This window comes from Eisenibacter elegans DSM 3317, assembly GCF_000430505.1.
Taxonomy (GTDB): Bacteria; Bacteroidota; Bacteroidia; order Cytophagales; family Microscillaceae; genus Eisenibacter; species Eisenibacter elegans.
Genome location: NZ_KE387152.1, coordinates 708,248 through 731,639 on the forward strand (window position 1 = coordinate 708,248; position 23,392 = coordinate 731,639).

18 protein-coding genes are annotated in these 23,392 nt (G+C 49.6%); 7 read left to right on the forward strand and 11 right to left on the reverse strand.

Annotated features, from left to right (window positions below; genetic code table 11):
• Positions 1-87 precede the first annotated feature (87 nt).
• Positions 88-861 carry an alpha/beta fold hydrolase gene (locus G499_RS20030; protein ID WP_081413797.1) on the reverse strand — a complete coding sequence of 258 codons (774 nt, stop codon included), beginning with the start codon at positions 859-861 and terminating at the stop codon, positions 88-90.
• 70 nt (positions 862-931) lie between these two features.
• A complete protein-coding gene (locus G499_RS0113430; RefSeq protein WP_027000375.1) occupies positions 932-1,351 on the reverse strand; it encodes a hypothetical protein in 420 nt (139 codons plus the stop codon).
• A gap of 331 nt (positions 1,352-1,682) precedes the next feature.
• On the opposite strand from G499_RS0113430, the gene G499_RS0113435 reads away from it, so the two are divergent.
• Positions 1,683-2,129 carry a PaaI family thioesterase gene (locus G499_RS0113435; RefSeq protein ID WP_051296248.1) on the forward strand — a complete coding sequence of 149 codons (447 nt, stop codon included), beginning with the start codon at positions 1,683-1,685 and terminating at the stop codon, positions 2,127-2,129.
• Between the two features lie 70 nt (positions 2,130-2,199).
• Here the strand turns inward: G499_RS0113435 and G499_RS0113440 are convergent, their stop codons facing one another.
• Positions 2,200-3,519, reverse strand: a complete 1,320-nt coding sequence (locus G499_RS0113440; RefSeq protein ID WP_027000377.1) for a glycosyltransferase family 4 protein — start codon at positions 3,517-3,519, stop codon at positions 2,200-2,202.
• 190 nt (positions 3,520-3,709) lie between these two features.
• On the opposite strand from G499_RS0113440, the gene G499_RS0113445 reads away from it, so the two are divergent.
• The 4 genes from G499_RS0113445 to G499_RS20035 all read left to right on the forward strand — a co-directional run bounded on the left by G499_RS0113445 (position 3,710) and on the right by G499_RS20035 (position 9,103).
• Positions 3,710-5,245: an MBOAT family O-acyltransferase gene (locus G499_RS0113445; protein ID WP_211231620.1), complete on the forward strand. Its 1,536-nt coding sequence runs from the start codon at positions 3,710-3,712 to the stop codon at positions 5,243-5,245.
• A gap of 156 nt (positions 5,246-5,401) precedes the next feature.
• Positions 5,402-5,938 (forward strand): DUF6913 domain-containing protein, encoded by a 537-nt coding sequence (locus tag G499_RS0113455; RefSeq protein WP_027000379.1) that lies wholly within the window; start codon positions 5,402-5,404, stop codon positions 5,936-5,938.
• Positions 5,938-6,825, forward strand: coding sequence for a 4-hydroxy-tetrahydrodipicolinate synthase (dapA, locus tag G499_RS0113460; RefSeq protein WP_027000380.1), 888 nt, complete (start codon positions 5,938-5,940; stop codon positions 6,823-6,825). Before G499_RS0113455 ends, dapA begins: the two co-directional genes overlap by 1 nt.
• A 160-nt stretch (positions 6,826-6,985) precedes the next feature.
• Positions 6,986-9,103, forward strand: a complete 2,118-nt coding sequence (locus G499_RS20035) for an OmpA family protein (RefSeq protein WP_051296249.1) — start codon at positions 6,986-6,988, stop codon at positions 9,101-9,103.
• A gap of 465 nt (positions 9,104-9,568) precedes the next feature.
• On the opposite strand, the gene G499_RS0113470 is transcribed toward G499_RS20035, so the two are convergent.
• The 8 genes from G499_RS0113470 to G499_RS21245 form a co-directional block, all read right to left on the reverse strand.
• Positions 9,569-10,933, reverse strand: coding sequence for an AAA-type ATPase lid domain-containing protein (locus G499_RS0113470; RefSeq protein ID WP_027000381.1), 1,365 nt, complete (start codon positions 10,931-10,933; stop codon positions 9,569-9,571).
• 309 nt (positions 10,934-11,242) lie between these two features.
• Positions 11,243-13,756: a zinc-dependent metalloprotease gene (locus G499_RS0113475; RefSeq protein WP_051296260.1), complete on the reverse strand. Its 2,514-nt coding sequence runs from the start codon at positions 13,754-13,756 to the stop codon at positions 11,243-11,245.
• A 183-nt stretch (positions 13,757-13,939) separates the two neighbouring features.
• Positions 13,940-14,407: a GNAT family N-acetyltransferase gene (locus G499_RS0113480; RefSeq protein ID WP_035727381.1), complete on the reverse strand. Its 468-nt coding sequence runs from the start codon at positions 14,405-14,407 to the stop codon at positions 13,940-13,942.
• Between the two features lie 104 nt (positions 14,408-14,511).
• Positions 14,512-17,271, reverse strand: a complete 2,760-nt coding sequence (locus G499_RS0113485) for a CHAT domain-containing protein (RefSeq protein WP_027000384.1) — start codon at positions 17,269-17,271, stop codon at positions 14,512-14,514.
• 75 nt (positions 17,272-17,346) lie between these two features.
• Positions 17,347-18,303 (reverse strand): hypothetical protein, encoded by a 957-nt coding sequence (locus G499_RS0113490; RefSeq protein ID WP_027000385.1) that lies wholly within the window; start codon positions 18,301-18,303, stop codon positions 17,347-17,349.
• A gap of 219 nt (positions 18,304-18,522) precedes the next feature.
• Positions 18,523-21,162 (reverse strand): SpoIIE family protein phosphatase, encoded by a 2,640-nt coding sequence (locus tag G499_RS0113500; protein WP_027000386.1) that lies wholly within the window; start codon positions 21,160-21,162, stop codon positions 18,523-18,525.
• Between the two features lie 131 nt (positions 21,163-21,293).
• Positions 21,294-21,758 carry an alkyl hydroperoxide reductase gene (locus G499_RS20040; protein ID WP_211231621.1) on the reverse strand — a complete coding sequence of 155 codons (465 nt, stop codon included), beginning with the start codon at positions 21,756-21,758 and terminating at the stop codon, positions 21,294-21,296.
• Between the two features lie 81 nt (positions 21,759-21,839).
• Positions 21,840-22,583: a metallophosphoesterase family protein gene (locus G499_RS21245; protein WP_051296251.1), complete on the reverse strand. Its 744-nt coding sequence runs from the start codon at positions 22,581-22,583 to the stop codon at positions 21,840-21,842.
• 389 nt (positions 22,584-22,972) lie between these two features.
• Here G499_RS21245 and G499_RS21865 point away from each other — a divergent pair, with 389 nt between their 5' ends.
• Complete coding sequence (locus tag G499_RS21865; protein WP_154658454.1) at positions 22,973-23,149, forward strand: hypothetical protein; 177 nt, start codon at positions 22,973-22,975, stop codon at positions 23,147-23,149.
• Positions 23,146-23,322, forward strand: a complete 177-nt coding sequence (locus tag G499_RS21870; RefSeq protein ID WP_161627756.1) for a hypothetical protein — start codon at positions 23,146-23,148, stop codon at positions 23,320-23,322. The genes G499_RS21865 and G499_RS21870 overlap by 4 nt, the downstream gene beginning before the upstream one ends.
• The last annotated feature ends 70 nt before the right edge of the window (positions 23,323-23,392 follow it).

The following is a 23,392-nucleotide window of genomic DNA, read 5'->3' on the forward strand; positions in this document are numbered from 1 at the left end:
CTGTAAGGGAGCGTGCACGCTGATGCAATCGAGTACTGCTTTGGGAGCCAAGGAACAAAGCCCTAAACGGGGAGAAACTCCACAAGCTTACGCTAGTTGGCAATAGTGCGCAAACTGTCTGACGAAGTGCAGGGTTTGGGCGGGGCGCTCCCACATACCAACGTGGCCTGTATGGTCTAGTACTTGGAGCAGGGCATTGGCAGGAAGACCCGCTTGTGTCAGCTCAAAAGGGATAAAACTATCTTGTTTGCCAAGAATGAACCCAAGCGGGAACTGGGCGCTTTGGAGCAGCGCTTGACGGTCGGAGCGGTCGCGCATCGTTTGGGTGTATTGGAGGATGGTTTCGTCGGGGGTTTGGCGGACCATCGTTTGGAGGGAGCTGAGGGCTTGGGTTAACTCGGGCAGGCGTGGTTCGTAGAACAGGCTTTTGACGAAGGCCTCCATAAAATCAGCCGACCCCCGCCGCCGGACAACCTGAAGGAGGTTGTTGCGTATGCGGCGCTTTTCTTCGTTGTCGGCGGCGGCAGTGGAATGGAAGAGACACAAACCGGCCACACGCTCCGGAAACAGTTCGGCAAAGGCTAGGGATACATAGCCTCCCATAGAGTGGCCGACAAGAGTAACGCGCTCAATACCTAGCTCGCTGAGTTGAGCGGCCAAGACGGTGGCTACACGCTCCATCGTGGGCAATTCGGGGAGTATGGGGCTTTGGCCGAAGCCAGGTAAGTCAGGGGTGAGTACGTAGAAGTCAGCCGCAAGGGTAGGCACGAAGTCGCGCCACAGTCTATGGTTTTCGCAAAAACCGTGTATTAAGATTAAGGGTGCGCGCTCAGCAACACCATAGGCAGGGAGATACAACATAAGCAAGCGGGACAGTGAGTGAATAAGGCAAATATAACACTTCACCCCCGACTTTTGCTACTGCTATACCTCAATCAGTAGGAGAGATGTCGACACTGCTGAGCCAAGCAAAGGCCTCTTCCTCGGACTTGAAGAAGGCTGTTTTGATGCTAGAAAGGCTTTCTTGGTAATTTTCGACGGAGAGCAAGGTGAAAAAATCCTCTGACATCACAAAGGCCTCTTTACTCAGCCCCAACGCAGCCAATTGAGGCATAATGACCTTGGCCGACCAGTCAGTGTCTTCGGGTGAAATCCCGCCTTCCATCAAGCGCAGGTCGTTGAGGCGCTCAAGATGAGGGTATTCTGACCGATAGCGGCGATATAGAGTAAGAAAAACTTCTTCGCCTTCTCGGAAATCAGCACCAAGGATAAAACCCTTGGCCATCCAGACAATACAAGGATTCTCGGACGAGAGGTAAATACCAATAGATTCGTTTTCAAATAGGAACATAGCGACACTTAGTTATTGAGCAAAAATGGACGAATCGTTTGCAAGGGATATTCATTGATTTGAGGACTTATAGGACTTGATTTTCTTGATTCTCAAAGATTTTCGGTGTGGCTATTTCCCTCAACCAATTTTTGTTGGTATAGTATACGTTATTTATGATTTATGGCATTGTGTCAAGTTTTATTTTGTTATTTAGCGATTGAAGCATACATAAGTAATGTATACATCGTTTTTGAAAAATAAATCTCATGCCGAGATTTCTAAGGGTTGGTATAGAAGTTTGTATGTTTGCGCTGTGTTTACCGTATTTATCAATTGAGTCCATAGATTTATGCAAGAGGCTAACCCAACAACAGATTTCAACGCTGATTTTTATAAGGAGATTTTCCACGAATATATCCCCTTCAACAAGTTTTTAGGATTTAGGCTAAGCCACGTAGCGCCTGAATATTCTGAGGTATTGATTCCCTTTCGGGAGGAGTTTATTGGCGACCCTCGGCTGGGGCGTTTGCACGGAGGGGTGTTGATGGTGGCGATGGATTCGGGGCAAGGAGTGGCCGCAATGACTACCATCGATATGCTGCGCGATAAGATAGCTACGCTCGACCTGCGCATCGACTACTTGGCTCCTGCCGGGCGCGAGGAGGTGGTGGTTGCTTCTAAGGTACACAAAAGCGGCAGCCGTGTGGTGTTTGTCAGCTCGGTGGCTTACCATCCCTCTGCGCCAGAGGTGATTTTGGCCGAAGGACGAGGGGTGTTTAGTGTCAAACGACGATAGCATTATCCCAAAATTCTTGGCAACAGGGGTATAGCGCCGTTGCCAAGGATTGCTACGCCAGAGAGAGAGATTAGGCCAATACCGCCGAAGGTTGAGTTTTTGGGTACAACAAGCCTTCGTAGAGCCGTTGGTATTGCCTTGCGACTACCGGTTGGGCATAGTATTGTAGGGCGTGTTGTCGGGCATTGTGGCGCAGTTGTTTTTTCTGGTTGGGGTCTTGGCTGGTTTCATACAACCAGCGGAGGGCTTGGTATAGGGCTGGCGCTTTGGCGGGTGTAGCCAAGCGCCCATTGTGGCCGTCTTGAATCATTTCGGGGATACCGCCCACAGCAAATGCGGCAGCAGGGGTGCCACAAGCCAGCGCCTCCATTAGGGTATTGGGTAGGTTATCTTCGAGAGAGGGCAGCACAAAGGCATCGGCCATCCCATAGACCTCTGCTACTGCAGCAGCACCATCTAACAAGCCTAGGTGCCGAACAGGGACAGGCAAGGGAGGGAGGGCTTCGGTTTGTTTGCCGAAGGTCAGCAAGATCATTTTTTCGAGCATTGCGGGCTGCTCTTGAGCGGCTATTTGCAGCGCCTGTATCAGGTAGTCAAATCCTTTGCGGGGATCTTGGATATTGGCAGCGCCAAAGAGCAAGACGAAGGCATCGTCGGGGATAGCGTGTTTTTGGCGGAGGCTTTCGGGCTGTATGGCGGGGCGGAACAGGTCGGTATCGATAGGGTTGGGGATGCTGTGTATCGGCACATTGCGCAAGATGCTGCTCTGTCGGGCGGCCTGTGCCAGCCACTCACTACAAGTAACGATGTGGAGGGGGAGTTGCTCCCAGTGTAGTTTTTTGGAAGCCCATACGCTATGCGAGAGGTCGTCGGCAGCAGGCCTACGGATGGAGGGACAATGGCCGCAGGCTTGTTGATAATTGGTACAGGCACCACTATAGTGGCAGCCCCCCGTAAAAGCCCACATATCGTGCAAAGTCCAGACAATGGGTTTCTGTAACTGCCCTAGCGCAGCAATGCCTTCTACAGAAAGCAGGCCGAAGTTGATCCAGTGGAGGTGGATGAGGTCTGTATCTTGTAGCCAAGGGTGTTTGTGGAGCTTTACCCCAAAGCGTCCCGGTGAAAAACTGAAACGTTGAGCGCGATTGGGCTCGTGTGGCCAGAAGAGTAAGCGCTCAGCAATAAAGTTAGCCCATAGCTGCTGGCGCTGCCAAAATGAACCCGCCCAGCCTTGCCAAGTAGCCGAAGCTTGGCGGCTGTGGCCTACTAAACTACGGACTTGAAGTTGTTCGTCTTGGGGGTAGGCACTGAGTGCTTGTGTCAGCCGCTTGCACGCAAGTGCAGCGCCACCACCTTTTTCGTAGGTGTTGATGAGGGTAATCTTCGTCATAAGGCAAGCATTCCGTTGGAGTGTAGAGCGTTTTAAAAACTTCCGCAAAGCGTTTGTCGAAAGTGGTGGTGTGTTCTACTAAATTTTAGTAGGTTTGCGATAAAAGGGGCAAAAACAGTGCCTTTTACTTCGTTATCGAAGAACTTAGTCCCGTTCAACAACAAACTCCCCCACACCCCCGAGCAGTGCTATGCTGCAAAGGTACAACACAATGGACTTTTGGTGGAATATTTTTGGCTATAACCCCGAAAACCCGCTCATTTTTACCAAACTTTCGTTTTGGGTATTTTGGGCTTTCGTGCTTTTGGGCTACCAGCAGGTGTATGGGCGCTTGCAGTGGCGCAACTGGTTTTTGCTAGGAGTCAGTCTGTTTTACTATTACAAAGCAGGCGGTTATTTTTTTGTACTCTTGTTGTGTTCTACGCTGATAGATTATGTGTTGGGTTGGTGGATATATGAAGCCCCCTCACGGCGGCTCAAGCGGTTGGGGCTGGGCTTGAGTGTGTGTATCAATTTGGGGGTCTTGGCTTATTTCAAATATGCCTACTTTGGCGTAGAGCTATATAACTACTGGATGCAGGCAGAGCTGAAGCCCATCAATGGGATGGCTTGGTGGTCCAACGCACTTTTTGACACCCAATACAATATCCACCATATTATCTTGCCGGTAGGTATTTCTTTTTACACTTTCCAGACCATCAGCTATACGGCCGATATTTATCGAGGGAAGCTCAAGCCGCTCTACCGCTTGCGTGATTTTGCGCTGTATGTTACGTTTTTCCCGCAGTTGGTGGCGGGGCCTATTGTACGGGCTGCCGAGTTTGCCCCCCAGCTCAACAGCCCTTACCAGATTGACCGTGAGGAGTATGGGCAGGGGATATTCTTGATAGTGAGTGGATTGGTTAAAAAAATCCTGATTGCCGACTTCATAGCTCTACACTTTGTTGACCGTGTCTTTGAGCGACCGGAGTTGTATACGGGCTTTGAAAACCTGATGGCGATGTATGGCTATGCCTTACAGATTTATTGCGATTTTTCGGGCTATACCGATATAGCCATTGGGTTGGCGCTTTTGCTGGGCTTTCAATTGCCTCAAAACTTCCGCGCCCCTTATTTGGCACAAAGCCCGGCAGACTTTTGGCGGCGGTGGCATATTTCGCTCTCCACGTGGCTACGCGACTATCTCTACATACCGCTGGGCGGCAACCGCTACGGAGCCGGCCGTACCTATCTGAACCTAATGTTGACAATGCTCTTGGGAGGGCTTTGGCACGGAGCCAACTTGCGCTTTGTACTTTGGGGAGCTTGGCACGGACTGGGGCTGTGTATTCATCGGTTGTGGCGTTATTATTTCCCCCTCGCGGAGCCGCTGAGGGGCTTGCCACGTTTTTGGGCAGGGGTACTGACCTTCCACTTTGTGTGCTTGGGCTGGTTGTTGTTCCGGGCTGATAGCCTCAATACCGTAGGCCTGATGCTAGGGCAGATGTGGCATAGCTTTGGCTGGAGCACTGCGGCAGAAGTGATGGGGTATTACCGAGAGGTATTTGCGTTGATGGGCTTGGGCTATTTGGCCCATATCTTGCCCCAAAACCTAAAAGCAGATTTTTGCCGCTTTTTTACGTTTCAGCCCGCTTGGGTACAAGCCATATTTATCACCCTGATAATCATTGCCTTGTATCAGGCTGACAGCGCAGGATTCCAGCCCTTTATTTATTTTCAATTTTAGCAAAATAGGCACAACAGTGAGGCAAATTGTACGCAAACCTTACAAGCGCATACAACCCCCTGCTTTTTTTGCTATTTTTGTGTTTTTGAGAATGAATTTTGCTAAAACAAAAGCCTGTCCTGCCGATACCTGAAGCAAGCCACCAATCATACCTCTATGGGTACTATCAAAGATTATTTTCTACAGTTCAAAAGTAAGCTGGCCGCCGAACGCAGCAATGTCAAACGCTATACACAGCACTACAACGAAGTCAAAAATATTGGCATCCTGTTTAACATCCGCGATATGTCTAAATATCAGTCGCTCAATGATTTGGTAGACCAACTCAAGCGCGATGGCAAACGCATCTCACTGATGACTTATATGGACTTGGACGTAATGCACAGCAACCCCTATAACTTTCAGTTTGATTGGTTTACTAAAAAGCATATCAGCGTTACAGGGCAAATCAAGTCGCATCAAGTAGACAATTTCGTAGAGCAGGGTTTCGATTACCTGTATTGTATTTATCTAGAGCCTTTCTTGCCCTTCGACAATATCTTGGCCCGCAGCAAGGCCAAGTGTAGGGTAGGGAAATATTTTGAAGGCCAAGAAAACCACTTGGAGCTGATGATTAACCTAGAAGAAGAAGGCAGCATCGACCGCCTGATTGACGAAATGTTTACACTCACCAAAAAAATGAACTTACGCTAATGACTTCACAAACCCTAAATCTCCGTGGTACGGGGGTAGCCCTGATTACTCCCTTTACAGCCGAGCAAACCGTAGATTATCCTGCCTTGGCGCGTGTGTTGTCCCACACTGGCCAGGCCGAAGGCGTAGAGTATTGGGTGGTGAATGGCACAACGGCAGAATCGCCCACGACCAGCGCCCAAGAAAAAGCCGAAATATTGGCTTTTGTAAAAGCCAATAACCCCCAACGGCTCCCCATCATCTATGGTATAGGGGGCAACCACACCCAAGCGGTGATAGAGCAAATTCGCAAGACCGACCTCCACGGCGTAAGTGCCATTATGTCGGTAAGCCCTTATTATAACAAGCCTTCGCAGCAGGGTATTATCGCGCATTACCGTGCTATAGCCGATGCCTCGCCCCTGCCCGTGATTATGTACAACGTGCCCGGGCGTACTGGCTCCAATATGAGCGCCGCTACAATCTTGACCTTGGCCGAACACCCCAACATCATTGCGGTCAAAGACGCTTCGGCCAACATAGAGCAGTACCTACAAATAGCCAAGAATAAGCCCAAGGACTTCTACCTCATCTCCGGCGACGATATGCACGCCACCGCCCTGATCGCCATCGGGGGAGAAGGGGTGATTTCGGTATTGGCCAATGCCTTCCCGACTATTTTCTCCAAGGCTATCCGCGCTGCCCTAGCCCAAGACTTCGGCACAGCCAATGAGTTGCTTTACCAACTCATCGATATCAACGGCTATATGTACGAAGAGAGCAATCCCGTAGGTCTGAAAGCCCTGATGGCGCAGCTCGACCTCTGCCGGCCTACTGTCCGCCTACCGCTGGTAGAAGCCTCTGAGGCCCTACATCAGAAAATAAAGGCGACGATGCCCAAAGCATAACAACCATTACACAGGCCGCTTTTGCATAGATTTTGCGCAAAAGCGGCTTTTTTTGCGCTATTCTCTAACTTTAGCCCAACGATATGCGTATCAATATCGACTTTGGGACACAGCTATGAGGAATTGTATCAAACTATTCATTCCCCATAAATTGTCTATTATGTTGCGTTTTTGCTCATTACTCACATTTCTCACAGCCCTAGCGCTGTTTACACTCAATACCTCACACGCACAAAATCTACCCGAAGTATGGCGGGAGGATTTTAAGGATAACCAAAACGGCTGGACTACCCAATTTTCTGATGGAACAATCACCCTGAGCGATGGCCGCTATGTGATAGATAAAACCACTACAAACAACTCCTTTCTTTTTATGCAAGGAGTCTATCTGGACAACAAGCGAGACTTTGAAATCACCTTCGTCTTTACCCACCTCAGCGGCGATATCAACAAACCCGTACACCTGAGCTGGGTCAGCCAAAACTCCTCCAACTCCTACCGCCTGTTGCTCTATGGCAACCAAAAAATTGCGTTTGGAGAGTTTAAAGAGGGGAAGTATGAACGCATCTTAGCGCCGGCAGAGTGCCCCACACTCCACCCTATGGGGCAGCGCAATACCATCAAGATAGAGCAAATCAGTGGCAACTGGCGCATATCGGCCAATGGAACAACAGCGATGTATTTGGAAGCCTCCGAAACGACACGATTCAAAGGCGCTGTATTGGGTGTGGGAGTAGAGGGGCAGATGAAGGCAGAGTTTGAGCAAATCATTGTCTCCCAAAAGCAAGAGCCTATCCGGCTGATTGCCAATGCTCCCAAAAACATTGAACGTGAAAACCTAGGCGCCAATGTCAACAGCAGCGGCGCAGAGCTAAGCCCTGTGATTACGGCAGACGGCAAAACACTCTTCTTCAACCGTAAAAACCACCCCGAAAACATAGGCAATACCGATCGCTCTGATATATGGGTGTCCGAAAAACAAGCCAATGGTACTTGGGGCAAGGCCTATAACTTTGACCGCCCTGTCAACAATGAAGGCCATAATTTCCTTATTTCTATCACCCCTGACGGCAATACCATCCTCGTAGGCAATACCTACAAAAACGATGGCAGCCCCGACAAGTCTGGAGTCTCTATCAGCCACCGCACCAGCCAAGGCTGGCAAGTACCTCAGGCCTTGGTGATTGAAAACTTCTACAACCGCAACCAATATTCCGAATACTGTCTGGCGGCCAATGGCAAGGTACTGCTCCTCTGTATTGAACAAGACGACAGCTATGGCGGAAAAGATATCTATGTCAGCTTTCTAAAAGCTGACAACACCTGGACAGCTCCCAAAAACATAGGCGAGGTTGTCAATACCTATGGCACCGAAGTAGGCCCGTTCTTGGCTGCCGATGGCTACACGATGTACTACTCTACCAGTGGCAAAAAAGGCTATGGCAGCAATGATATTTTCGTTACCCGCCGCCTAGACGATACTTGGCTCAATTGGTCAGAACCCGAAAACTTAGGCCCTGCCATCAATACTACTGCTTGGGATGCCTACTATACCGTTCCTGCCGACGGCTCCTATGCCTATTTGGTCAGCTCGCTCAACTCGCTTGGCGCAGAGGATATCTTCCGGCTGAAGCTGCCCGAATCGGCCAAGCCTCAGCCCGTGTTGGTGGTATCGGGTAGGGTGTTGGATGCCGAAACCAAGAAGCCCCTAGCCGCCGAGGTGCTGTACGAAATCTTGAGTAGCGGCGAAAACGCCGGACGCGCCCGCGCCAATCCCGTAGACGGCCACTACCGCATCGTCTTGAACCAGGGCAAAGAGTATGGCTTTATGGCTTTGATGGAGGGCTATTATGCCATCAGCGAAAACCTCGACACACGTAACCTCAAGCAGTACACCGAGATAGAGAAAGACCTCTACCTACAGCCTATCAAGGCCGGACAGACTATCCGCCTCAACAATCTCTTCTTTGCCTCAGGTAGCTACGCCCTACAGCCCAACTCCTTCCCCGAACTTAACCGATTGGCAGACTTCCTGAAAGCCAATCCACAAGTGCGTATTCAAGTAGAAGGCCACACCGACAGCGTAGGGGATGCGGGGAGTAACCAAGTCTTGTCCCAAAATCGAGTAGGCTCCGTACAACAATATCTCCTACAGAAAGGCATTGCGGCCAACCGCCTCCAAACAAAGGGCTTTGGCGCTACCACCCCCGTGGCCGATAACAATACCGAAGCCGGCAGACAACAAAACCGCCGCGTAGAAATCAGAATTTTGGAGTAGGTACATTGTTACGGAACTAGAACTACGGGTTATTTTTGTGAAAATATCTAGTGTAGAGGCTCTTCTGTGATGTAGGTGCTAAGGTGCTAAGGTCATTAAAAACTGCTTAAAGATAGGGTTATATCACTATCGCCTAACATTTGCACCCAAGTAACAGAAGAGCCTATTTATTGTATCGGATTACCGCTTCCAGCTAAAAATAGGATTGTGGTTTAGGGAGAGTTACTGTTGTTGTGTATATTAAAAAGCCAAGCACACCACCGGACATTTTTGGAAAAGCAGCTCGAAGCGCCAGCTCCGACATAAGTTGAGGCCTCATCTGCCAAGAAAAGGAGACTTAGCCACAGTTTTAACTGTGGGTTTGGGGTTTGAAAAATGTCCAGTGGTGTGAGAGCCAAGCCAAGTTTCTCTGAAAGGGCTGCCTGAGAAATTTGGCTTGAGATGATTAAGAGCTAGGCGGGGAGTCTATTCGTCTTTTCCATCGCCCTCGCCGCTATCTTCAGCTCTGTCTAGCAGGTCATAGCTACGGAGCTTGCTTTTGAGGGTATTGTAGGCTATGCCTAGGGCGCGGGCTGTGGGTTTTATTTTTTGTTCACAAAGCTCATAAACCTTGAGGATATGGGCTTGCTCTGCGTCTTTCCAAAGCAGAGAAGACTGTAGGGTGGAGCTTTTGTAGCGTTCGGGCAACATTTCGGGGCTGATGCGCTCTACCTCATCGCCATAGAGGGTGTAGAGGGAGGCCACGAGGTTTTCGAGCTCCCGTACATTGCCCTCGAAAGGGTAGTTGAGCAGGGCTTCGTTGGTGGGGCGCTCTAGTTTGAGGGTTTTTTTCTTACCCAATTCTTTGCGTTTTTCTTGTAGCAGCACCTTGAGCAGGTAGTCTATTTCGGTCTTGCCTCGTGCACGCAGCGAGGGGATGTTGAGCTCCACAACAGCCAAGGTGTAGTAGAGTTCCCACAAAAAGCGCCCCTCTCTACAGGCCTGAGCCAAATCTTGGTTGGCCGTACAGACCCAGCGCAAGTGGGCGTGTGGGTAGTTGTGCAAAAACTGCAAGAGCATCACCTGCTGCCCCATATCGAGCAGCTCTACCTGGTTGAGCCATACCGTGCGGGGTTGGTCTATGCGCTCGGCCAAGTCTTGTAGGCGGCTTGGGTCTATCTGGGTAGCGTGCCAATGGCATAGCTCGGCTCCTTGGCGTAGGTCTTCGCGGAACACCGTTTCGGCCAGTAACTCTGTACCCGTACCGTATTCTCCGCTGATGAGCACATTGACGGGCGTAAACCCTGCTTTTTCGGCCAGATTGTAGAGGGGCTTGAGTGTGGGGGTGAGGTAATACTTGCGTCGCTGGGCAGCATCAGCGGGCAGGTTTTTGTATACCAAGGTCAGGGGCGTATCGTCCAGCTTGAGGCTGATCTGTATGGCTTGCTGGCCATCTTCACCAAGGTGGTTGTTTTTGATATACCAAAGGTTGTCGGCCAAGCCATTCACATTGGCCAAAATGACAGCCTGCTGCATCCAGATAGAGCCGGTGCCGAGCAATACTTCGGGGAAGGCCGTTTTGTATTTGCGTAAGATTTCGGCCAGAGCCAGCTGCAACGTTATCGGGTTGTCGAGCTGGTGTGGGGCTACGCGGGCGTTTTGGAGTAAGATGCTGGTTTTGGGGAGGGTTTTTTGCAATGCTTGGGCCTGTATATTGGCCTGCTCCTCAAAATCGGCGTGAGGGTATACCAACATGTATTGCTCGAAGCCCTTAGTGAGGCGGTGAATCCAGAGGTGCGGATTAGGCTCTGCGGGCTGCCCGTCGAACCAAGCCACTAGTAGTCCTTGCATGGGTAGCTAAAGTTTTGACCTTGATTTTAGACCACGCGAAAGTACGTATTTTTTTCGAAAAACAGCGAGGCAGCCAACTTAGGGTATCAAAAAATTACCCCTCTAATACCCCGAAGCGATACCGTCGTTCAAGCCCACCTGCACACTACTCGATAGGGGCTAATTTGGTCTTTATCTTTATTTCTAAATTCTGTGAAGCGCTAGTTTTGTGTGTATGTCCAATGATAAGGCAAGAGCCAAAAAAGCCCACAACCTTGGCCGGTGTATGGCTTTGGTGGTGGGCTTTTGATGTTTAGGTTGTGCTACAGGCTATTTCTTTCCCGATACCTTCACAGGGTTCAGGGCTTGCTCAATGCGCTTGGCCAAATCTTGGTAGTGGTACTTGGTTAGGTCGTCATTGGCGCGGGCGCGTTGGAAGGCACGCTGCAAGTCCGCAAGCTGCCCTGCCACGATAGAGGGCAGATCGGTCTTGCTCAGGTCGGTTACGCGGGCATAGAAGTCGTAAGCACCACCAGGGCCAATATGGCGTACCCCGGCACTGCCAGCTTGCAAGAGGCTGATGAGCTTCTCCACATAGATTTTGTGTAGGTTTCGGCGATAGGCATCGGGTGTACCACGACCAAAGGCCTCGGCCAACACCGTATTGTTTAGGTCGCTTATCAGCTCATTGACCCCATAGTTGGCCGTACTTTGGGTATGTGCCTCCAACAAACGCACAAGTCGGTCTTCTGAAAAGAGGCTGGTGATGGTGGCTTCTTGCATCGACATCACCGTAGTGGCGGCTTGTGAGTGGCGGATTTTATTGAGGATATTCTCCTCCAGCAGCCAAGTAGGCGTAGTAAAGAGCTGCTCGCTCAAGAATTTGACCGCGTCTTTTTGCAGGTTTTTAGGCACTACCTCGTAGGCGTTGCCCTCCATATCGTGGGTTTTTGGGTTTTCGTATACCCCGCCTACATACTTGGTTACGTGCCCCATATAACGGCGGAACTGCCCCACGATTTGGTCATACAACTCGGCCAAGTCGGCATAGTTTTCGCCTTCGGCCTTGCTCCATTCGGGGAGCTGGGGCAGAATGCGTTGTAGGTTTTTGATGCCATAGCCCGAAGCCAGCATGGCGTTGTCGCCAAGGTCTTCTGTTTGGAAGCGTGGGTCGGCGAGGCTTACCTCTGTACCAAAAGCCAATCTAGGGTTTTGTACTTTTTCGCGAGTAATGCGGTTGAGGGCTTGCTTTTCGTCTTCGGCGCTTTGTGCATCAGGGAAATAGCGGTATCCCCATTCGATAGCCCACTTGTCGTAGTCGCCAATGCGGGGGAAGAGGTCTGTGACGCCGTCTTCGGGCTGGGCTACGTAGTTGAAGCGGGCATAGTCCATAATAGAAGAGGTATGTCCATTTTGGCGGAGAAACTCAGGGTCGCGCAGCTTTTCTACTGGAGTAGCCGAGCTAGCGCCCATATTGTGTCGTAGGCCTAGGGTATGGCCTACTTCGTGTGCGGCCACAAAGCGGATAAGCTCTCCCATCAGCGCATCATCAAACTTGAGCTTGCGGGCGCGGGAGTCTACCGCCGATGCCTGTACCAAGTACCAGTTGCGCAAGAGGCGCATTACATTGTGATACCAGCCGATATGGCTTTCCAAAATCTCACCCGAGCGGGGGTCGTGTACATTGGGGCCGTAGGCGTTTTGGATATCAGAAGCAAAATAGCGGATAACCGAGAAGCGGGCATCTTCGAGGCTCATCGTACTGTCATTTTCAGGCCAATATTCACCACGGATGGCGTTTTTCCACCCGGCTTGCTCAAAGGCCACATTCCAGTCATCGACTCCTTGTTTGAGATAAGGCTTCCACTTGTCGGGCGTAGCAGGGTCGATATAATACACAATGGGCTTCTTAGGTTCTACCAGCTCGCCTTGGGCGTAGCGTCGGGCGTCTTCCTCATTTTTAGGCTCTAACCGCCAGCGTACCGCAAATACTTCACGCTCTGCACTATGTGATTCTTCGCCAAATTCGCTGTATTGGTTGGCAAAAAAGCCCACACGAGCGTCGAAGTAGCGCTTGCGCATCGGGCTCTCAGGCAACACAATGAAAGACGTATTGAAAGACAGGGTTACGAAGCCGGTACTGGCGCCGTCGCGTAGCATGACACCCACCGAAGCCCCTCCGCTCAATGACGGCGGAGTAACGGCAAAAGTCTTGGTACTGCGTATTTCTAGGTTGATGGGGTAGGCGCTGATGCGCTCCACAAACGAGCGGTCGGCTTGGAAATTGGCCAACTTAAAGAACTGCTTGCGCAAAGGAGGCATCGAAAAGGCCTGTTGGTCGCCTTTGAAAAAATCACCTACCTCGATAATCGAAGCAGTGCCCTTGGTCGATTTGAGGTCAAATATACCCAAAATCGGCTCTGAGCTAGAGTTTCGTACTGCCTCAAAGATGGGCTTGGTGCTGTCGGCGCTCTGAATCACATAAGAGATAGCGCGAAGGAGGAGCTTCTGGTCGCGTTTTTCCCAGCGTACTACTTGTCGTGATACTTCTTCACCACCATAAAATCCGCCTCCGGCGGCAGTTTGGGTATAGCGTGTGATGGCCATCAGCTCACGCCCTAACAGTGCATCGGGCACTTCCAAATACCATTTATCGTCTACTTTGTGGACGGTCATCAGGCCGCTTTGCGACTGTGCCCCCTTGAGCAACTCAGTATGAGGTTTGAGTGCTTTTTTGTCTTTTTCGTCATCGTCTTTTTTTTGAGCCAAAGCCGGCACGCTGAGCCAAAGGCTCAAGCAAAGCCCCAAGACCCAGACAGTGGTATGAGTAAAGCGATATTGCATAAAATTGGAATATTTAAACGTAAACAAAACATTCTAAGCCCTGAATATACAAGTTATGTATAACTCTTGGGCTATTCTTTAGACCAACAGCTGTTTGGCTAAGCCCAAAAGCAGGTTTTTAAGCCTTTGTTTAGCTTTCTAAAACAAGCTCCCGGGCTTTTGTTCAAGACAAACCGCCGTTGTCTAATTCGACGCCGGTAGGCGGCGCATATCGATGTGTGGGATGTTGTCGAGGAGATATTCCTCAGAAATAGGCTCAAACCCGTGCGACTGATAAAAATCGCGCAAATAACACTGGGCTGATATTTTAATGGGAACGCGCCCCCAGTGTTCTTCCACACAATCGATGGCCTTGCGCATTAGCAGATGCCCCAGACCTTGCTTGCGGGCTTCTATAGCCACTACCACCCGCCCAATCGTCGCATGGGCTTGTTGGGGGCTAGGGGCAAATAAGCGGGCATAGGTCAGGAGCTGACCATCATCAAAGCCGGATAGGTGTAGCGCCTCATAGTCGAGGCGGTCTACTTCGAGATAGGGGCAGTTTTGCTCTACAACAAATACAGCTGTGCGGAGGTGAAGTATCTCATACAACTCACGACTGGGAAGCTCTGCAAAAGATTTGAGCCGCCATACTAAGGAGGGGGTGTGCATTTTTATTTATGATTTACGACTTGGGGGTTACGATTTGGGATGTATGATTTACGACTTTGGATTTACGATTCAATGGTAACTCGTAACTCGTCAATCCAAAATTGTTATTGTCCAATCAACACAAAAGCTGCCCAATAATAAGGCGCTGCATACTTTGGATGTTGACGTAACTCGTTCTTGGCTTTTTGTAAAGATACACCATAATCTGGTTTGGGCGAGGACAACAGGTGTTCATAAAAGGCTTGCATCAACCAAGCAGTGGCTTCATCATCGACCTGCCATTGGGACACCACGATATTTTGTACGCCGGCATAGAGCAGGGCACGCGTCAGGCCGATAACGCCCTCTCCCTTACTCAGTGTACCAAGGGCTGTCTGACAGGCCGAGAGGCATAGCAACTCTGCCCTCAGCGACAGGTTGTACATCTCCCCCAGCAGTAGTTGCCCGTCTTCCTGAAGGCTGCTGGTATCAGTAGCAAGGTAAATGCGCGAAAGCTCGGGGAAGCGCACATCAATGCTGCCGTGTGTGGCTAGGTGTATCCAGCGGTAGTCGGCTAGGGGCTGGCTTTTGAAGGTAGCTTCATCGGCGGTTTGTGCTTGGAGTATTTTTGTCGTCAGCCCAGAGGCCGTAGCTGCCTCGGCAATTTGTGCCACTTCTGTGGCGGTAGCAGGTAAGTCAGTTAAGAAGGGCTGCTTGAAGGTAACAGGGGCACAAAGCAGCATCTTGTTTTGCGAATTGCTCGTCAAACGGCCCTGCTGCCCTTGTTGCCAAAGCGTAGCCGAGTAGTGATAGCTGATAGCGTAACGGTTGGAAAGGTAGGGGAGTTGCTGATAATCAGGGTATAACAAGTTCGAGGGCTTTTGTAAAATCGCCTCAAAAGCTACCTGATGAATCAGGTCTTCGGGAATGACGAGCAGCCGATGCACACCGTTTGGCAGCGGAGGAATAAGGCGCTGATACAACAGATGACCCACTTGTTGTTGAATGAGCGCGTGTCGGATACGCAAGGCTTTGCTAAATGCCTGTAGAGAAGCCACTAGCTTCCTATCGATAGAGCGGGTATGTACTTTGAGGCCATTGCGTCTCAACACAAAGATATAAACCTGTTGTTGTTCCTCATCCCAAAAATAGTGAAGCATCGCTGCATCAGTAGGCAGGGTAGCTTGCAGGACAGATATATCCGTGATGGCGGCACTGTGCTTGAGTTGGTGGTAAGCTGGGTATTCGCGCTCCATTTGTGCCAAGAGTGCTTCATATGCTCTGTTGATGGCAAAACGCTGCTCAAACAGTGTGGCACGCGCAGCCTCTGACTTGCTTTCGAGCAACGCCTGTTCGAGTTGGGTCAGCTGAGCTTTGTACTGTTGTTCTTGCACCAGCAGCTCGTCAGGAATGCCGGCAAACTGCTTGGCTTCGCTCTCTACTAAGCTGCTCAGTAGCACCATCGCCTTGTTCTTTTCCGAAAAATAAAAGGCCTCCGTAAGGTAGTGCTGCTTTCGTGGAGTGATGGTCGATAGATATCTTGCAATGCGTACGCCCAGCGCATACACCTCTGCCGCATTGCTTCCGAGCTTGATTTTGTCTTGTCGTTGGCTGCGGCGCTGGCGCAAATAGTTAATCAGCACATCGCTTTGTTGCATGAGTTGATAGGCCGCCTGAATATGGCTCATCTTCAGGGTTTGGTTCAGGTGCCAAGCTTCAAGTACGCGGGTCTTGCGTACCCAAGTACTCAAAAGCACCTCAGGGTCAATGCTTTGTTCGATGCTTGGGTTGTCGTGGAAGTCCCCACTGTCAAACCCAATACTATTGGCACGGAGCGCTTGTTGGTACTGCCCCAAGGCTGCTTCGTATTGTCTTTGGTTGAGTGCCAAATCTCCAATCAGGTGGAGTGTTTGGGCAATACTTGGGTGCTTGCCACCATAGCTTTTTTGGTAAATGTCCAGTGCTTCGTCAAAAAGTTGGCGGGCGGCGATGTTGTCTCCCTGCTGCCCATAAATTTGCCCCTGCCAGGTGAGCACAAAGGCTATGTTGGGGTGGCGGCGTCCATAGCGCTGTTCTTGAAGCTCAAGGGAGGTTTCAAAAAAATCGAGGGCTGCCTCGTACTGCCCCTGGCCGAAGCAGATAATCCCCATGTTGTTGTACAAATTGGCCAACTGTGGGTGGTTGGCCACAAAGTGGTGTTTGTAAATCTGCAAAGCGAGGGCATAATAGTGCAGTGCTTCCACAGGGTTGCTTTGTGCATATAGCAGCCCTATGTTGTTGTAAGACCCGGCAACCTCGGGGTGGTCGTCGCCAAAAAGCTGCCGGCGTAAGGCCAGGGCTTTTTGGTGAAACTCCAGTGCTTGGGTTTCATTGGCATTGCTCCAAAAATACAGGGCTTGGTAGTTGTAATACTCGGCCAATGCCTGCGTTTGCTGCGGACTTTCGGCCAAGGTATCGAGTAGTTTCACAGCACGGTGCAGGCTTTCTTGGGCTTGGGTCAAACGTGCTTGATAGAGATAGGCCGCGCCTTGCAACACATACAAACGAGCACGCAGCGGGTGCGCCACCGACAATACCTCAGCAGGCAAGGCCAAGCCCTCAAGCGTTTTTTGCAACACCTCTTCCAGGTGGTTTTGCTGTAAGAGCAGGTGTAGTTGTGGGATTTCGGCAGCCACGGCGGCCTCCCAGTTTGAGGTGGATTGATGGTATATAACCGCTTCTTGGCTGAGCCGCAAGGCTACTTCAAAATCGCCTTGAGTATATGCCTCATAAGCCAACTGCGCCAGTTTTTCAGACCGAGAAGAGCCTTCTGTTTGCGCTTGAAGCGCAGCAAGAGGCCAGAGCAAACACACACATACATAGAGGAATAAAAAGGCGGGTTTCATACATATTGGTTTAGTAAGGTTGTCGTATTTGTTTCAAAATGAGGCTTAAGCCAAGTCATCCGAGTTTGCTGTATCTCAAAACCGCGTATACCACCCCACATTGGCCAGCCATAGGCGGTCTAGGCCATCGGCGCGGCGGTCGCGGGTATAGAGTTGGCGCGCAATCAAGAAGTTGATCCCGCTACGGGTAGAAAACTGGTACCCTGTACCAACTAAGAGGTTGACTACTAGGCCATCAGTACCTACAATGGGCAATAGCTCGCCCGAAGCCTGACGGCTGCGGTCGGGCTGGAGGCGGTAGATGTTGAGCAGACCCAAGTGCCCATTCCATCGGGCACTGCGGAAGTTGCGTTCTATTCGCAACATCACATCCGATCCACGTTGATAGTCTACCGTTTCAGGATACCGGACAATATAGGCTGCGGCCTCGGGAGAGATTCCTGCTGCTAGCAAGGCCTCGCGCCTGTATGCAATGGCAGGGGTAGAGAGTGGTTGTTGGTAGCCTACAGCCACCAGCCAGCGGCGACTAAGCCACGATGCGCCAGCGACAACATCATAAGTACCCAAGCTCGATTGGTAGCGCATAGGGAGCACTTGGCCGTTGGGGGCGGTGAGGGTGGCGCGATTGAGCGGTATTTTAGCCCCTACAGACATCAACAGCTGTCCTTGGTTGCTTTGTACTACTTGGCGGGTAAGCGTCAGAAAGGCATCGGCCAACCCTTGGGTTTGGAAGTACTCACTGACGGTTTGTTGGTAGGGTGTGAGCTTGGTTTGCAGTTGCCAGTGTTGGCCCAAAGTCCACTGTATATCGATGTTGCTGCTCTGTACGAGAGCGCCGCTTACCGTAATGCTGACACTGTGTAGGATGCGCAGCTCGCGCAGCTTCAAGGAGGCTTGCTCAGGGGCTTGGTCAGGTTGGAGTGCACCCATCGTACAAAAACCCGCATCGCTACAGCCTTGAGCAAAGCTAGCGGTGGGGGCAAAAAAACAACAGACAATACTCAGCAACAACGAGGCACAATAGGTTTTCATTAGGTGTAGTATGATGGGGTGGTTGTTGTGGACAAAGGTCGGTCAATATCTATTAGCAGGAAGGTTTCTTTTGTATTTTCAAAGGAGGAGAATGCTTGAGCCCCAATCAGAATTGGTTTGGAGAATATATGCAAAGAAAGTTATGGAGAATCAAGCAAGGTTTGGCACAACCTTGCTTTAGAGGGCATTTTTACCAAATTTAGGCGAAGATACTCATTTTCAGATTTTAAACCCAATCAAGAGCATATCATCTCTTTGTGCGGTGCCGGCCATATGTTCAGCCAAGGCCGCGCCCAGCTGGAGTTTTTGCACGTGTAGCGGGCTTTGGGCGTTTTCGAGCAAGATTTGGCGGAGGTATCGTGCGCCAAACTTCTTTCGTTTGAGGTTGTTTTGGTCTTCTATTCCATCAGAGCCAAGGTACACCAGCGTACCTGGGGGCAGGGTAAGGTGTTGTGTGTGGAATCGCTTATTTTCGTTTTGCTCTCCCCCGATGGCTCGGCGGTCTCCTTTTAGCTCCAACACTTCTTGTCCTTGGGGCAAGATATAGTAGAGGGAGTTTTTGGCACCACAGAAGGCCAGTTGGGTCTGGTTTTGGCTGCGTTGGAAGCTGATCAATACCATATCCATCCCGTTGTTGTTCTTGGTCTCCTCTTGTCGCAAGACAGTACGCACTTCTTCGTGGAGACGGGTCAGAACTTCGGCGGGGTCAGTGATGTTCCATACACGCACAATCTTGTCGAGCAGGGTATTGCCGATGAGAGACATAAACGCCCCCGGCACACCGTGCCCGGTACAGTCTACTGCAGCCAAAATGGTATGGCCTTCAGCTTCATTGAGCCAATAAAAATCACCCGAAACCATATCCTTGGGCGAGTAAATCACGAAGTGCTCGCCCAGAAGGTGGTCAAGCTTGGCTTTATAGGGCAGGATAGCCTCCTGAATGGTCATAGCGGCATTGATACTGCTGCGAATTTGGCGGTCGCGCTCCTCAAGCTCGGCATTTTTCTTTTCGATAAAATCGCGTTGCGCCAAGATTTCCTCTTGTTGTTGGTGCATCTCCTCGTTTTGTACCAAGATTTCTTGGTTCTGGTGTTCAATTTGGAACTGCTGCGCCTTGATTTCGCTAATATCTTGCGAGATGATGATGATGCTCTTGGGCTTACTCTGTTTGTCGAGGATAGGGGCAAAAGTACTACGCAACCATACGGTATCGCCGGCTTGGTTTTGGAGTTTGGTTTCTTTTACCTGCGGGTGTCCGGAGCGGAGCGCCTGCCAGAACTCTTCAAACCACTGTCTGTCTGAGGCATCTTCACTTTGGGCCTTATCATCATAAAGGCTGTATGCTGTGCCAATGACTTGCTCTAGCTTATCTTGGCCAATCAATTGAAGGAAAAGCGCATTAGCACGCTCTATCGTACCATCGAGATTGGTAAAAATAACGGGAGAACTTACCTGAATAGCATCCAAAATACTGCGGATTTGAGCTTCACTCTGAGCCAAAATCTCTTGGGTAGCGTGTAGCTCTTCGTAGTTTTGGCGCAGTTCTTCCTCAGAGGCGGCCACTTGTTCGTAGGCTTTTTTGATTTCGGCTTCGCGGCTTTTGATTTGTTCGTAGGCTTTTTTGAGGATGGCCTCATTGGCAATCATCTTTCTATTGGCCTTTTCGAGTGTTTCCTGTTTTTGGTTGAGCGCCTCTTGGGTAGCCTGAAGCTCTTCCATATTTTGGCGCAGTTCTTCCTCAGAGGCGGCCACTTGTTCGTAGGCTTTTTTGATTTCGGCTTCGCGGCTTTTGATTTGTTCGTAGGCTTTTTTGAGGATGGCCTCATTGGCAATCATCTTTTTATTGGCCTTTTCGAGTGTTTCCTGTTTTTGGTTGAGCGCCTCTTGGGTAGCCTGAAGCTCTTCCATATTTTGGCGCAGTTCTTCTTCAGAAGCTTGCAACTGCTCATTGGCTTGTTTGAGCTCATTTTCGCGCTCTTTGATGCGCTCGTAGGCTTTTTTGAGTACAGCCTCATTACTACTGAGCTTGACATTTTGGGCGGCGATGGCCTTGGTTTGAGCGGTGACTTCGGCGGCCTTGATAGTCATCGAAATAACAGAGGCCGTAGCACTGAGCAGCGCCAAATCTTCATCAGACCAGTAACGATGGAAGTGTTGGTTTTCACAACAAATCACCCCCCCTAGCTGATCGCCAATAAAAAAGGGGACATCCAGTAGGGAGTAAATATTGTTTTCGGGGAAATAGTGAGGCGCGAAGTCGAGCAAATCTGGGTGGGTGGCAGCTTCTGGTGCGATGATAGGCTTTTGTGTCTCAACAGCCTTGAAATACAGGGGAAAGTCAACAGCGGTGAGTGGTGCAGCTGCTTGGCTATGGTGTTGTTGGCCTTGTTGTTCGTAGAGGTGTTGGAGGTATAGATGTTGTTGTTCTTTATCATAACGCCAAATACTCACCCGGCTAACAGCCAGACGCTGCGCCAACTCTTGGCTGAGCAGGGGGAGGGCAGCATTGAGATTGCCTGACTGGATGGCCGGGTGATGCGAGATATTGAGCAAAAAATAACTAGATTGTTGTAGACGTTGGCTACGGGCTTGTTCATAAAGCGTCTGTGCTTGTAAGAATGCCGTGATATTGCTAATTTGTGTTATCTGTTTGCGATAAGATTCATAAACCTCCTGAGTAGAAAACTGGTAATATAGCTCACTGAGAGCGATAATATCTCCTTTATCTAAGAACTCTTGTAGTATTGCTAAGCATTTTTCTGGTGTTTTTTCGAGCATTTTTCCAAAAAAACTACGCGAGAATTGTTTGCCAAAATAAGCAGCGATAATAAGGGCATCCGCAGGAGTTAGTGAGAGCATATTGTTGAAACGCTAGAGCGTGATATTATGGAAGTTTGAGTGTTTTGGGCGTGTTTTCCGCAAAACAGTTGTAATATATCAACTGTCCATTCAAAATACAATTATTTGGACACAAAAAGTATTCTCCTCAATCAAAGCTTGGCGGCTTTGTGTAAGGTAGAGGCATTCACAGACTTTTTTGTGTATGTTGCTTGATACGCAAATCTCAGTATCAGAGCAAAAGGAATCAACCAAATCAAGTCGTTGGTGATGTTGTGTAGACCAAAGACAAGGGGCAATGTCCCTAAATAGGCCTGTTGTATAAACCCAATAGGACCAAACAGCTTGCCGAGAAACCCAACGAGTATCACCGGATAATGCCGCACAGGATCGTAAGCGGCCAGCCAATAACCAATACCATAACAGCCGACAATCATCCCTACGGCTTGCCAAATGGCGGGGTATTGTAGTAGGGGGAGGCCAAACCAAATAAAAAAACTTTGGGGAAAAAGTACTACCCAAGCCCCCCATACAATATTGTAAATGGCGGCGGCTTGAAGCGTATAACGCATCCAAGTGGGAGCGTTGGGAGTGAGGAGGGGAGGGGTGTTTGTCATCAAGGTAATGGATAAGTATTTTAGCCCAAAACAAAGCAAATACAACACTTGTTTTGAGTGGAATAGTTAAGCAATTGATAGTCAAATGCTTGACTCTGTATTCTTTTGTGAGCGTAGCTCCCAAGTATCAAGATTGAAGGCACAAAGATAACCTAAGGAGCCATTGGGTAAGCCCCGCTTGGTATCAGTATACGCACAGCCACCATCGACAGGGATCACCATCGCTCTGGCAGCAATGGCAGCTAGTATGGCCTCTAGTGTTCGGGTAGAGTGTCCGTGTACCAGCCGCTTGTGTCCCATCATCTGAGGATTGTGTCGATGGGTTTTGCTCCAGAGCATCGCCTTTGGTGTGGCAAAAGGTGTGGCGCTGTTGAAGTCAAAAGCGCCATGTACCAAAAAATAGTCGTCTAACTCTACGTAGTGGAGCAGGTTGTCCATAAACCTGACATAACGGTCTTGAAGGTAGCCTTCTTCGTCACACATTCCTACGCAATTGTAGTATTGAAGATGCCGCTGAAATCTCAGACTCATCTCATCTCCATCTGCAAGTAGGTCGAGCAACATCTGCTCGTGATTGCCCCGTAGGGTGTATATCTCCAAGCCTGCTTGTTTTAGCTCCAGAATGTAGTCGATGACTGCGCCGCTATCCGGCCCTCGGTCTATATAATCACCCAAGAAAAATAGTTGATCCCCTTGTTGGGGGCGAATCTGATCCTCGACCAAGGCAACCAAACTACGATAGCAGCCGTGGATATCGCCAATAGCCCAACGGGTGCCTTGGGGATTGGGAACAAACAAAGATAAAACAGGAGTACTATCAAACATATGGTTAAGCTAATGAGCGTTTGAGTATCTATGACCTTTGACAGTACGGATAGCCGTCTTGTTGGTTGTGGTATTATTCATCTTTTGATACTGTTGCGATTTGTCCGAAACTGTCATCGGTCTTGCTGTCTGGGCAGCTGTATTTTTTTATAATAAAAGTATGTATTGGCCTGATTATTAATAATTTTCTTATTTGTAATAAATATTTTGCTAATTAGTAGAAAATTGTTTATAAAATAAAACAAGATTAAGTATATTTTGGGATTTGCAGGATTTTATTTTCTTGATTATCAAGTAGTTGCAGCAGGTATATTTCCCAAATCAGTTTTGGTTGGGTGTAAACCAAACACAAACCACTGATAGTCAGTCAAGATAAACCTTGGTTTAAAATGGATACCTTGTACGTTTTCAAGAATATGCACCTCATAGACCGAGTGCCCGAAGCCATCCAACAAGGGCTTTGGCAAAAACTCTTTGAAGAATGTGAAATTGCACAATATAAAACTCAAGAGCGTATCAAGAGCGTATGGAATACGAACAAAGTCTTAAAGTCTCTAGAGATATGAAAGCCGTCATTGATACGGCACAACAGGAGGGAATAGCGAAAGGAATAGAACAGGGAAGAAAAGAAAGAGACATTGCCTTAGCCCTTAACGCCATCCAAGAAGGTTTCGACGATGAGCTAATCCATAAAATTACCGGTTTGCCCATTGAGGAGATTAAGCAACTAAGAAAGTAAGCGCAACACGCCACTGGACATTTTTGGAAAAGTAGCTCGGAGCTCTAGCTCCGAGACAAATTGAGGCTTC